Here is a 13,122-nt window from a genome sequence, read left to right on the forward strand (position 1 = left end):
ATGGCGCAAAAAAACTGATGGCGCAAAAAATTGATGGCGCAGGAAATAGATCGCACAGGCCAACGGGCGCTAATCCGCGCCTTCGATGCTGACGAATCGCAGCTGGTGGGTAAATCAATCGACGAAATCCGATCCTTCCTAATCAATCACATTACCCGCTTGCTTGATCAAAACCCGGCCCACCTGATGAGTATTTTGTACCGGATCGATGTACGAGAACCTGATGTAAAAGCTGCGATTGCAACAGCGCCCACCGGAGAACTACCGGCACAACTGGCTACCCTGATTATAGACCGGCAGCTCGAGAAGCTCAAATACCGCAAATAGTAAGCGATATTGTCAGGACGCCCAAGACAAAACTGAATGAATCTTCAAGTTTCGTTTTAGTATCTTGGGGCACTTCCTTTCAGGCTTATACCATCATTACGTAGTTGTTTTTTATGAGAGAAGATGGACGTCGCGTGCCGGCATTGGCAGAATGCGTTATCAGAATGACTTTTCAGCCCTTTTCCAGGTTGATGTGGCGACCCAAGCTTGTAAATGGCGGCCGCTTTGCACCACTGGAAAAGCCGTGTTTTGTCTACGGAAACCACTCACATAACTACGATCCGTTCATATTCAACATGTTCACACCGTGGATGGACTCCACGACGGGGGTATTAACAAAAGAGTACTTCCGCAACAAGTTCATGCACGACGCTCTCCTAAATGTTGAGCTTTATCCAACACGGAAGCACGTCCCTGAACCTCACCTGATCCGCAACATCTACAAACAAATCAATTTAAATCGCTCTTTCCTGATCTACCCGGAAGGCGGCCGTAGATGGGCCGGCCAACCCATTCCGTGGATCGATTCCACAGCAAAGATTTTTGCCAAATTTGAACTCCCGGTTTACCCCATCATCACGGAAGGATCTTACATTTCGTGGCCGCGCTGGGCAAAATACCCCCGCCCCGCCCGCATGCGGATCACCCTTGGCGAACCCATGCGGTTTAACCGCAAAATGCCCATCGAAGACGTACTTGCGAAGCTCAAAGCGCCTATCGACTTTGATGAGACGCTCATGCCAGACGAACTCAAACCCAAATGGGCGTTCCGGCCGGCAGTAGGCATTCACCGCTTACTTTATCGCGATCCCGACACAGGAGACAATGGCGCCATATTTACACCTGACGGCACGTATGTCGAAAATCGCGCCGGCACCCTGCGGTATAAAATGTTACCGGACAGTACGCTGCTGAACGAAAAAACAGGCAAAATTGTCACAACGGCAACCCTCTACAACGCTGTCAAGGCACTGCCGCTGACAACCAATAAGGAAGGCATCATTGTCGAGGAAAACGTAGACCTATACGAAGAACCCAAATTCCCAGAGTTGATCCCACATGGCAAGGGAACGCTTCGACTCTACCCAGACCGGGTCTGGTTCAAATCAGACTCGATCGACACCCAAATTCCGATAGAAGAGGTACTATACGTGGGGGTAGAGCGGAACTACATGCTGCAGGTCTTCCTGGCTGACAAAATGCTTCAGGCTTGCTTCAAAGGCGCTGGCAGCGCCTTGCAATGGCAAGACACCTTGCTACGTATGAAAGCAGAACGGGAAGACAAACAGGTATCAGCGTCCGGCGCTAAATAATGACCGTTTGGGATTACAACATAACCATTGGCGAATTTGCCCTTGATTTTGCATTCCTGAGCACGTTTCTCATTTTCGGCTTTCTTTGCCGGCGCTATATCTCCTTCTTCCAGAAATTTCTCATCCCCAGCCCACTCATTGCCGGTTTTGCAGGCCTGCTCATCGGACCAGAGATCCTTTCATGGCTCTCTTACGACACCGAACGGATGGCGGTATACATCTACCACTTGCTTGCCCTCACCTTTATAGGTATTGGTTTGCAAGGAGGCGGCGAAAAGCGTTCGCGTGGGGCTATGCATGTTGGATTCATGTTCATCATGTCTTACTTGCTGCAAATTACAATAGGGCTTGGCGTATGCCTTTTTATTGTATACCTGATCAATCCTGACCTTGTACCAGCGGTTGGCATGCTCCTTCCACTCGGGTTCGGTATGGGTCCAGGTATTGCGTACTCCATTGGGCAATCGTGGAGCAATTACGGGTTTGTTGAAGGTGCATCTGCCGGCCTTACCATCGCCGCCGTTGGCTTTCTGGTCGCTTATTTCTCAGGGATGGTGATTGTAAATCGGGGCCTTAAACGGGGCAAAAGTAGTTTACTTGATGGTTCCATTGCACTGAGCAAGTCGATCAGAACCGGAGTAATTGAAGAAGAGCCGCTTCCGGAAGCGGGCCGGCTTCGCTTTTTTGGCGGTGCCATTGAGCCGCTTGCTTTTCATCTTGCCCTTATCGGCTTTCTGTACCTGCTTACTTATGGTGTTACGCTGGGGATAGAGTTGCTCATGCGCGCAGGAGGCATCGAGAAAGAAATAGCAACCCTTTGGGGATTCCATTTCATTGTCGCCAATTTACTCGCCCTCGGGTGCCGCAAATTGATGAATCGGTTCAAAGCCGGCTACCTGGTCGACTATGGCCTGATGAACAGGCTTACCGGTACCCTCACCGACTTTATGATCACGGCAGCCATCATGGCCATTAGCCTCAGTGTTGCGTGGGATTATCTGGTGCCTATTCTTGTTATTTGCCTGCTCGGAGCAGCCGTAACCTGCGTCGCCATCCGCTATACAGCTTACCGGACATTCGACAGCCTGAATTTTGAACGGTTTGTGGGTGTTTATGGGGAAATGACGGGCAATATAAGTTCGGGCCTCGCCCTTGTACGTGTGATGGACCCGGAATTCAAAACACCGGTTGCCCAAGATCTAGGCCTGGGCAGTGGTGTCGCGTTACTATTGGGCTTCCCCCTCCTCATCGTCATCAATTTGCCCTTCACCCAATTCGACGGCGCATTAGTAGGATATTGGATTGTCCTTGGCATTTGCTGGATTTATATGCTCATCATTTTCCTGTTGTGGAAACGATTTGGCCTCAAAAGGCACAAAACAGTTGCGGATTCGTAACCGGAAAACAAGTCAAACCCAACCACCCCTATGCAGAAGTCCACTCGCCAAAGCCACACCTTGCTTGCAGCGCTCTTATTCACCCTGTTGGCAGCCGGCTGCACCCCCACCGATGATCCACAGTACATCGTGGACCAGGCCATTGCTGCACATGGCGGTAGTATGCTCGATGCAGCAATCATTGAGTTTGATTACCGTGGCAAACATTTCAAGGCCACCAGAAACAACGGGGTTTTCGAATACGTGCGCACTTACGAAGATTCTACCGGCGCAATTCGCGAAGTGCTCAACAACGACGAAGCCTACAGAGAAGTGAATGGAGCGCGCGTAGAAATCACAGAGAAAAAGCGATACAGTATCCAGGAAATCAATAATTCGGTTGTCTACTTTGGTTTTGTCCCGTATTTCCTGAACGACCCGGCTGTACAGAAAAAGTACCTGGGCACTTCAACCATCAACGGCACCCCCTATCACGAAATAGAAATCACATTTAGCGCAGAAAACGGTGGCCCCGATTACGAAGACCGCTTTGTCTACTGGTTTAATGCAGAGACCTATACCATGGACTATCTGGCCTACGACTTTCTTATCAACGACGGCGGCACCCGATTCAGAGAGGCATTCAACATCAGAACCATTGAAGGGGTGCGCGTAGCCGACTTCAAGAATTACAAATCGGAGATCATCCCTAAACCTGGCGCGCCCATTGAGGACTATGACGAGTTGCTGGGCACAGATGACATCGCGTTGCTCTCTGAAATCAAGCTGGAGAATGTGCAGATTAGCTCGCTGCCGTAATTCCTGCATACCGTCCCATCTTCAAGAAGAAAAGCCGTTGCGGCTTGACGTATACCACCACCCATATCGCAAGGGGTAGCAGGATCTTCGGTGGTAAACATATTAGCATTTCAATAAATAATGTGCACACATTGCCCTAAGCTTTACCAGACGGGATCAAATAACAGCCTTTTGGCCTTATAGCAAAGCTGTTAACTCAATTGATCAAAAAGTATGAGCAAGGGTCTGCATTACGCTGCTGAAGGTACTGGTATTTCTACGCCGCTAAGTGAACACGTGAACATGCTGGGCGCACAACTCGGTGATGTAATCGCTGAGCACCATGGCACCGACATGCTCACGCTGGTTGAAACGCTGCGCCAGCGCTGTAAACAGGCTGCACTATCCGATCAGCCGGCACTCAGAAAGGAGGTAGAGGAGACAATCAGTTCGCTTGATTACGATACGATTGTGACGTTGCTCAAGGCATATACGGACTTCTTCCACCTCATCAACAAAGCTGAACAGCAAGAGATCATCCGTATTAACCGGAAGCGCGCGCGCGAAAGCACAGCAGAAAACCCGCGAAAAGAATCGATTGCTGAAGCCATTCATCAGCTCAAGCAACAAGGGACAGGCCTCGTCGAAGTACTCAACCTGTTGGGCAGGCTCGACATCCAGCCCACGCTTACCGCCCATCCGACCGAAGCACGCCGGCGGAGCGTGATGTACAAGCAAAAACGCATTGCCACCCTTCTCGCTGAGCGGCGGCAACGTGAACTCACACCCGACGAAGACGAAAAGGCACGTGACGAAATTCGCCGGCAAATTTCCCTGCTGGCCGTCACAGACGAAGTCCGCGTTGAACGCCTCACGGTTCAGGAAGAAGTAGACAATGGGCTCTTTTTCCTTCGCAACACCATTTGGGACACCCTCCCCCACATTTACGACGATGTACGCAGCAGCCTTGCAACGTATTACGATTACAACGGTGACATTCCTGTCTTTCTCCGCTTCCGCTCATGGATTGGCAGCGACCGGGATGGCAATCCCTTTGTCACTCCCGAAGTAACCCGGCAAACGGCAAAAACACACCGCCGTGCTGTGCTAAATCTGGTTGAAGAGGACCTCATCAATCTCAGACGAGAGCTGAGCTTTTCATCCAGAAAAGTAAAAATACCCCAAGCGCTGCTCGACTCCATTGCGCAAGACGATGCTTCGCTCACGTTATCCGATTACCGGCGGCGGCAGTACGCCAACGAGCCGTACCGTTTGAAAGTGAGCCACATGATTGAGCGTGTTTCAGCCCTGCGCGACAATGTTGAAACGGCTTTTGCCTCCACAGAGGGGAGTAGTCCGCTGTACAACAGCCAGATGTTCATTGCCGACCTGGAGTTGCTGCATAGCTGCCTGCTGGCCTCAGGGTATGACCACATTGCACGGCGCGGCCTGCTGCACAAAGTATTGCTTCGGGCGCGGGCTTTCGGCTTCCACATGGCGGCACTGGATGTCCGCCAGCACAGCAGGATTCACGAAGCGGCAGTTGCGGAATTGCTCCAGCGTGCCGGCGTTGCGGATGCGTATGCGTCGCTGGATGAACAATCTAAGCTCGACGTGATTACCCGCGAACTTGCCAACCCACGGCCTTTACTCCCGCCCCAGGCCAAGTTGTCCGACTCAACAGATGAGGTCCTGCAAACGTTTGAAGTCTTGCGCGATATCATCCGGATTGAACCCAATGCGATCGGCAGCTACATCATTAGCATGACCCATTCGGTGAGCGACATGCTCGAAGTCATGCTGTTGGCAAAAGAGGTTGGGATCTGGCGGCTTGAAGATGGGCAGGTAGATTGCCCACTCGATGTAGTGCCCCTGTTTGAAACGATTGAGGACCTCGAAGCCGGCGCAGGTCTGATGCACCAGATTTTCGAACACCCGATTTACAAGAAACAGCTGGTAGCCCGCCACAATTTCCAGGAAATTATGCTCGGCTACTCCGACAGCAACAAAGACGGTGGCTTCTGGATGGCCAACTGGGCGTTGCACAAAGGGCAGGCTACCCTGGGCCAGGTATGCCGTGATAACGGCGTCGACTTCAGGCTCTTTCATGGCCGCGGCGGTACCGTTGGACGCGGTGGTGGCCGCGCGAATCAGGCCATCATGGCGATGCCGTGGGCCAGCCAAAGTGGGCGCATCCGCTTTACAGAACAAGGCGAAGTGATTTCTTTCCGCTATGCCCTGCCCGATATTGCGCACCGGCACCTCGAACAAATTGTAAATGCGATGCTCGTTGCATCCAACAAACCGGTCAACCTCGTTGAACACACCGGCACAACCGATGCTGAAGGCGCCCTCATGGAACGGGTTGCAAAACGCTCCATGAAGGCCTACCGTACTTTGATTGAGAATCCGGATTTATGGACGTGGTACACACAGATAACCCCTATCGCGCACATCAGCCGGCTTCCTATTGCCTCTCGACCCGTTTCCCGAAAGTCCGCAGATGAGGTTGATTTTGATTCATTACGCGCCATTCCCTGGGGATTTGCCTGGACGCAAACCCGCTATATGATTCCTGGCTGGTATGGCATCGGCGTCGGCATGCATGAAGCCCTTGAAGCAGATCCTGAGAATCTTGCCCTATTCCAGGAAGCTTTCAAAAACTGGGAGTTCTTTCGCTCGGTATTGCGCAATGCGCAGCTCGAAATGGCCCGTGCACGCTTTGAGATCTCAACCCACTACAACCGGCTCGCCGACAAAGGGAACGATGCCAGCTTCCACAACTTCATCATGAAGGACTTCAACAACGCAAAAGATGCGATTTTGCGTATAACAGGACAGGAAGAGATCCTGGAATACAGTCCTGTTATTCAGAAATCTATTGCGCTGCGCAATCCGTATACAGACGTGCTCAACCTGCTTCAAATCGAGCTTCTCGAGCGATACCGCAACGCAGATGAGGAAAGCAAAAAGCTGTTACACAGGTCCCTTTTCCTGAGTATCAACGGCGTAGCGGCTGCCATGCAGAGCACAGGCTAATACGGCGTTCTTCTCATTTGGAGATATACGGGGGGCTAGTATACGCCCATCAGTTGCTGGAGCCGCTTTTTGTTGTTCGAATAGTCAATGGCCACGTTGCGTTCGATTTTTTGCTGCTTAACCAACCTGAACAAATCCTGCTCGAGGGTATGCTGTCCCTGTGCACGGCCTTCCCACATCATCTGGTAGATTTCTTCCAGGTTGTTGTTCTTAATGGCAGCACGCACAGATGGGGTAACCCAAAGCACTTCTTTGGCCAGGATTCGTCCGCCGCCTTTACGAGGAAGCAGCTTTTGTGACACAATGCAGCGCAGGACGTCGGCCAATCGGTTTCGCACGCGCTCTTGTTCTTCCGGCGTATATTCTGCCACAATACGGGCAACACTTTCTACGGCAGAACTGGTATGCAGCGTCGAAAATACCTTATGGCCAGAGTCTGTGACTTCGAGCGCTGCTGAAATGGTTTTAGGATCGCGCATCTCACCAATAACAATGATGTCTGGATCCTGTCGCAGTGCCTGAACCACACCATCATGGAAGCACATCACATCTTTGCCAACTTCGCGGTGGCGCACAATGCATTGCTTCGACATGTGGATATACTCAATCGGGTTACCGATGATTACGATGTGACCGGCAACACGTGAGTTGTTTGCATCAACAATCGAATCCAGTGTTGTACTTTTACCAGATCCCGTAACGCCAGTAATCAGGGTGAGTCCATCCCGAACATGGTCAAACATGAGTCCGTTTTTAATGGTCGGGTGAAAGCCCAGGCCATCAATCGAACGAAGCTCGTTGGCAATCGCACGAATATTGATGGCCACGCCATCGTTATCAAAGTAAATTGAAACACGGTACCGGTGCCAGGTACCCATGTCGACGCCTCCCATCACCTGGTATGAAATATCAACCGCGCATTTTACAAGCAGTTTTTCTATTTCATCGTTGGTAAGCAGGCTTAGAATCAGGATATTAGTCTCATCGATGGTATAGCGACCGAGTTCAAGGCGCGGTTTTTTCTCGCCATCAATACGGCTCCATACCGAGCCACCACTAGCAAAGCCGCCAGCATCGATATCAGATGCGCCGGCGTGAATCATATAGCGCATAAAATGCTCTACAACGTCCTGCAATTGCCCACGCTCATCTACAGGTACAGCCTGCACTTGCTTGGCAGTAAAACGAATGCGTTCTATACCCTGGAGATTTCGGGGAATAGAATCGTAGATTTTATCACACATCGCCGGAATTTCGGGGGCTTGCTCAAGCTTTTGCTTGTACAACGCTTTTTGCGGCGAAAAATCGGAGGGCGGGGCGTACTTGCTGGTCTTTCCCTTGGGAGACGAAAAATCTTGCTGATCAGCAACCAGTTGCTCAAATGTCATTGGTTTTGATAGGCGCGTTGTGGGGACAAACGGGGCCGTGCTTCCGCGGCATAATCCAGGCAGGACGGAGCAGGGTATTGGGGGAATTTACTGGTGGGTATCGACGACGCGCTGAAAAACCTTAAACAGCCACGTAAGGGTGCGCTTTGATGAACGCGATAGAACGGCGATTAAATTCTTCGGGCTGGTCTACATTACATACGTGCCCGGAATCCTGGATAATTTGCAACACGCTATGTTTGTGCCGGCTCACAAGCGCTTTAACGGGTGGTAAAAAGAGGTGGTCTTCATCCCCCATCAGGTAGAGGGTAGGCACCGGCATTTCTTTTTCGCGGAAGAAACGCAGCAAGGGGTTGACTTCGGAGGTAAGCTTGAACCAGCGAATAAACTCTTTCTGACAGAGTTTTTTTGCTTCATTGATAAAGAGCAGCCGTGACTTCCGGTGCCGGCGACGCGGCATGATAATCCAGGCAAACAGGCTATAAAGCCACAGGTAAGGGATCACGCGTTTAAACAACTGCCCCACCCCAACCAGAAAACGCGACCGAAAATTCAGCCGCACAACAGCTCCGCCCAGCACAATCGAAGCAACACGATCCGGCGCTATTTCGCTGAGCGTACGAATAATAATAGACCCGAGAGAAATGCCGATAAAGTGTGCTTTCTCGATGTTGAGATCATCAAGCACATCAACAACTTCACTGCTAATGTCTTCAAAGGTGTAATTCAGAAAGTGCAGATTGCCTTTCTGGACTTGCGACTTGCCGTGACCGCGCAGATCTACCATCAACACATTGAAATGCTCAGCGTAGGCTCGCACCTGGCGAAACCAGATAGAAGAACTACCGCCGGCACCATGCACAAACACCACCCAATCGTGTTCAGGGCCCAGGTAATATGTTCGATGGTGTAGCTTCAATGGATCGTTTGATGCTGTTTTGCGCATAGATGATACACATAACGTGAACCTTCTACCCACGGACGGTCTTCATCTATATCCTACTCACGTGCGTTAATTTTGTTATCGTCCTGCGGCAATCAAATTTAACGCAGGCATGCATTAAAATAATACCGCAGGTACACCTCCTGCCCGGGCCTGGCTATCAATTTACCCATCAGCCAATCTAAATGCTCAAATGAGAACTAGAGTGCGTTATTAGCGTAAATTAAAGCAAATTACTGACCCGTTACTTTACGCTTGTCTTTATCAAGGTCGACTTTACACCTTTATTCGTCATCCATCTGGTATAGCGTAACGCGTAACCCTCCAGCGTCAAAGCCAATCCCGATTCATCGCCTATGTACAGGTTACTCACAGTTCTCGCTTCCATTGTCCTTTTAACGGCCTGCAAGTCTGCAGCTCCCCTCGACACACCTCCGCCTGAAATCATCGAGACGCCGGCTCCTGCGCCAGCACAGGCAACTGCGTTTGCAGGAGACGACATTATCCCGCTCGACAGCAACGTGATCACGGGTACGTTGCCAAACGGGCTGAAGTATTATATCCGCAAGAACGAAGAGCCCAGCAACCGCGCAGAATTACGACTGGCTGTAAATGCCGGCTCCTTGCAAGAAACAGACGAACAGAAAGGGATTGCCCACTTTGTTGAGCATATGTTATTCAATGGTACTGAGCGCTTCCCTAAAGCAGAACTTGTCGATTTTCTGGAGCGCACGGGCATGCGGTTTGGCGCTGATGTAAACGCCTATACCTCGTTCGATGAGACGGTATATATGCTCACCATTCCAACTGACAGTACAGAAATCCTCGAAAAGTCTTTTGACGTATTGGAAGATTGGGCAGGCGCGGCAACCATGGACCACGAAGAAATCGATAAAGAGCGTGGAGTCGTTGTTGAAGAGTGGCGCCGCAGCACCCAGAATGCAAGCGGACGCATCCAGAAAGAGATCCTTCCGGTTTTGCTGCATGAATCACGTTATGAACACCGCCTCCCCATTGGCGACACAACCATTCTTAGAAATGCCGATTACGCTGAGTTCGAGAACTATTACAAGACCTGGTATCGGCCAGACCTGATGGCGGTTGTCGCTGTTGGTGATTTTGACACCGCACGCATCGAAACATTAATCAAGGAGCATTTTTCGAACCTGCAAAACCCCGAGGCGCCGGCAAACCGCGAGGTGTATGGTGTGCCCGGGCACGATGAAACGCTCTATGCTATTGTCACGGACCCGGAATATCCGTTTAGCACGATACAAACCTACTACAAGCGACAGGCGCAGGAATTCGAAACGGTATCGCAGTATCGAGATCTGATTGTGGGACGCTTCTTCACAACCATGTTAAACCAGCGCCTCGCGGAAATAGCACGACGCCCCAATCCTCCTTTTGTAAACGCAAGCGTATCTAAAGGGGGGTTTGTACGCTCTTCTGTTTTCCATAGCGTTGGTGCCCAGGTGCAAGATGATCGCGCACTGGATGGACTTGAAGCTATTCTTGTAGAAGCCAAGCGCGTGCGGGATCATGGGTTTACAGCTTCAGAGCTCGACCGACAGAAGCGGCAAACCCTGCGGGCCTACCTGCGGGCCTACAACGAGCGTGAGAACTCGTCTTCTGCCGGCTATGCCTCTGAATATGTATCACACTTCCTCGAAGCAGAGCCGACACCAGGCATTGAATACGAGTACGAGTTGGTGCAGCAAATTTTGCCCGAAATCACACTGGCAGAAATTAACGGCATCGCTGCAGATTTTGTCGCACCACGCAACCGGGTTATCATCTCTACCATGCCAGAAAAGGAAGACCTCTTCCCCCCTACTGAAGTGGAGCTTTCCTCTGTATTCGACAAGGTAGAAAACATGACTGTCGATCCCTGGGTCGATGAAGTAGTAGACCAACCCTTGCTGGCTGAATTACCTAAGCCAGGCAAAATAGCTTCCCGCGAATACAATGAAGACCTCGACTTCACAGAGATAACACTCGACAACGGGGTCCGCCTTGTTATGAAAACGACAGATTTCAAAGAAGATGAAGTCCGGTTTTCTGCCACAAGCCCGGGTGGGATCTCCCTGGTATCCGATGAAGATTACTTCGATGCATCAAATGCCAGCATGCTGGTTAGCCGGAGTGGTGTAGGCCCCTTTGATTCAAACGAGATCCAGAAAGCACTGACCGGCAAAGTGGTCAACGTCTCCCCGTTCATCTCAGAATATGCAGAAGGCTTCCGGGGTGCTGCATCACCCAATGATCTTGAGACCATGTTTCAGTTGATCCACCTGTATGTAACTGCATCGCGGATGGACAGCTCGGCACTGACAACCTTTCAAAATCAGATGGAAGCCTACCTGCCCAACAGGTCTGCCACACCGCAAGGCGTTTTCCAGGATTCGCTGGTTGCCCTGCTATACGACAACCACCCGCGACGCTCAGTGCCTACCATTGCAATGATCCGGGAGATGGATATCGCGCAGTCACACGCATTTTACAAAGATCGGTTTGCAGATGTTGGCGATTTCCTGTTCACCTTCGTGGGTAACTTTGATGTGGAGGAAGTTGCAGAACTCGCGCAGACCTACATTGGTAGCTTACCGACACTCGCGCGTAATGATCAGTGGCAAGATTCCGGCATCCGCCTGCCCGAAGGTAACCTCTCCCTAGATGTCCGAAAAGGTATAGCAGACCAAAGCCAGGTACTTCTCGTATTCCACGGACCACTCGAATACAACCGGGAAGTACGCCATCAAGTACGTTCCATGGTAGACATTTTCAACATCAAACTCCGCGAATCTTTGCGAGAAGAGCTTGGTGGTGTGTACAGTGTAAATGCACAGGCTGCTGTTATAGAAATGCCGAACCCGCACTACCAGGTCTCGGTCAATTTCACCTGTGACCCGGCACGCGTTGATGAATTGGTTGCAGCCGTCTTCGATCAAGTTGAGCTGCTCAAAACCGAAGGCCCTACGCAGGATGAGTTGGATAAAATCAAAGAGCAACAACGCCGAAACCGCGAAACGCAGAAAGAAACCAACTCTTTCTGGGTGTCTGTGTTGGAATTCCACTACACACACGAAAACGAAGACTTGCTGAACATCCTTACGTATGAAGAGATGATCGAAGCACTTGATGCGGACGCAATCAAGGCAGCAGCAAACCAGTATTTTATCGAAGACCGATTCATCAGGGCAGAACTTAACCCTGAAGCTGCTGCTTCAGGGGATGCCGGCCAATAACAACGCATGGAAGCATTTGACCCCTCATCTTCCCTTGCCCAGTCTAGCACCATCTGGACCGAAGTTTTCCCCATCCGGAGCTTTGAGACCGATGCAATGGGTTTGTTATCAATGCAGCACCTGTGCAATTATCTACAGGAAGCCGCCGGCAACCATGCAGAAGCCCTTGGGGTTTCTGTAGAACAGCTCATGCAGCAAAACATGACGTGGATGTTATCGCGGCTGCATGTTAAGGTGGAACGGTACCCTGCCTGGAAAGACACCGTGTATGTGGATACCTGGCCTTCCGGGCACAATGGCCTGTTTGCAACCCGCGAATTTCGGGTCTATACCAAAGATGGAGACCAGGTTGCACGCGGCACCAGTGCCTGGCTCCTGATCGATATCAAAAGAAGGCGGCCTATGCGGATACCACCTTTCATCGATGAAATACCTGTACCACCAGAACCCAGAGCTATTGCAGACCCTTTCCTGAAGCTATCTCCCATGGAGCATGCAACCATGCAGCGGCATTTTGAAGTGCGGGGCTCGGACCTGGACATGAACAAACACGCCAACAACGTCAGCTTCGTCAATTGGGCAATTGAGAGCGTACCGGCAGCCATTCAACAATCACATACCCTGAAAGGCCTGGAGATATTTTTCCAGGCACAGGCTTACCAGGGCAATGCCATCCTTGCCCGGGCCAGA

General features: G+C 51.0%; 9 protein-coding genes. 7 read left to right on the plus strand and 2 right to left on the minus strand.

The features are described 5' to 3' along the window. Positions 1–33 precede the first annotated feature (33 nt). The 5 genes from AAF564_21505 to ppc all read left to right on the plus strand — a co-directional run bounded on the left by AAF564_21505 (position 34) and on the right by ppc (position 6,853). Positions 34–327, plus strand: coding sequence for a hypothetical protein (locus AAF564_21505; protein MEM8488141.1), 294 nt, complete (start codon positions 34–36; stop codon positions 325–327). A gap of 113 nt (positions 328–440) precedes the next feature. Next, positions 441–1,640, plus strand: a complete 1,200-nt coding sequence (locus tag AAF564_21510) for a lysophospholipid acyltransferase family protein (GenBank protein ID MEM8488142.1) — start codon at positions 441–443, stop codon at positions 1,638–1,640. Beyond that, entirely contained in the window at positions 1,640–3,037 is a 1,398-nt protein-coding gene (locus tag AAF564_21515) for a hypothetical protein (protein ID MEM8488143.1), read from the plus strand. Before AAF564_21510 ends, AAF564_21515 begins: the two co-directional genes overlap by 1 nt. A 30-nt stretch (positions 3,038–3,067) precedes the next feature. Continuing rightward, positions 3,068–3,835 (plus strand): DUF6503 family protein, encoded by a 768-nt coding sequence (locus tag AAF564_21520; protein MEM8488144.1) that lies wholly within the window; start codon positions 3,068–3,070, stop codon positions 3,833–3,835. 213 nt (positions 3,836–4,048) lie between these two features. Further along, the gene (ppc, locus tag AAF564_21525) at positions 4,049–6,853 is read left to right on the plus strand and encodes a phosphoenolpyruvate carboxylase (protein MEM8488145.1); all 2,805 of its coding nucleotides are present in this window, start codon (positions 4,049–4,051) and stop codon (positions 6,851–6,853) included. Positions 6,854–6,888: 35 nt separating this feature from the next. Here ppc and AAF564_21530 read toward each other — a convergent pair whose 3' ends face one another. Both AAF564_21530 and AAF564_21535 read right to left on the minus strand, forming a co-directional pair. Further along, a complete protein-coding gene (locus tag AAF564_21530) occupies positions 6,889–8,241 on the minus strand; it encodes an ATPase, T2SS/T4P/T4SS family (GenBank protein ID MEM8488146.1) in 1,353 nt (450 codons plus the stop codon). A 121-nt stretch (positions 8,242–8,362) separates the two neighbouring features. After that, the gene (locus AAF564_21535; GenBank protein MEM8488147.1) at positions 8,363–9,187 is read right to left on the minus strand and encodes an alpha/beta hydrolase; all 825 of its coding nucleotides are present in this window, start codon (positions 9,185–9,187) and stop codon (positions 8,363–8,365) included. A 353-nt stretch (positions 9,188–9,540) separates the two neighbouring features. Here AAF564_21535 and AAF564_21540 point away from each other — a divergent pair, with 353 nt between their 5' ends. Together AAF564_21540 and AAF564_21545 are read left to right on the plus strand one after the other, a co-directional pair. After that, positions 9,541–12,432: an insulinase family protein gene (locus tag AAF564_21540; GenBank protein MEM8488148.1), complete on the plus strand. Its 2,892-nt coding sequence runs from the start codon at positions 9,541–9,543 to the stop codon at positions 12,430–12,432. Between the two features lie 6 nt (positions 12,433–12,438). Then, positions 12,439–13,122 (plus strand): acyl-ACP thioesterase domain-containing protein (locus AAF564_21545; protein MEM8488149.1); only part of this gene is annotated, 684 nt, incomplete at its 3' end.

This window comes from Bacteroidota bacterium (assembly GCA_039111535.1).
Taxonomy (GTDB): Bacteria; Bacteroidota; Rhodothermia; order Rhodothermales; family JAHQVL01; genus JBCCIM01.

What these genes read in the sequence shown, in the direction of transcription:
- AAF564_21505 (MEM8488141.1), top strand. Translation starts at nt 34, where the DNA reads ATGGCGCAGGAAATAGATCGCACAGGCCAACGGGCGCTAATCCGCGCC.
- AAF564_21510 (MEM8488142.1), top strand. Translation starts at nt 441, where the DNA reads ATGAGAGAAGATGGACGTCGCGTGCCGGCATTGGCAGAATGCGTTATC.
- AAF564_21515 (MEM8488143.1), top strand. Translation starts at nt 1,640, where the DNA reads ATGACCGTTTGGGATTACAACATAACCATTGGCGAATTTGCCCTTGAT.
- AAF564_21520 (MEM8488144.1), top strand. Translation starts at nt 3,068, where the DNA reads ATGCAGAAGTCCACTCGCCAAAGCCACACCTTGCTTGCAGCGCTCTTA.
- ppc (MEM8488145.1), top strand. Translation starts at nt 4,049, where the DNA reads ATGAGCAAGGGTCTGCATTACGCTGCTGAAGGTACTGGTATTTCTACG.
- AAF564_21530 (MEM8488146.1), bottom strand. Translation starts at nt 8,241, where the DNA reads ATGACATTTGAGCAACTGGTTGCTGATCAGCAAGATTTTTCGTCTCCC.
- AAF564_21535 (MEM8488147.1), bottom strand. Translation starts at nt 9,187, where the DNA reads ATGCGCAAAACAGCATCAAACGATCCATTGAAGCTACACCATCGAACA.
- AAF564_21540 (MEM8488148.1), top strand. Translation starts at nt 9,541, where the DNA reads ATGTACAGGTTACTCACAGTTCTCGCTTCCATTGTCCTTTTAACGGCC.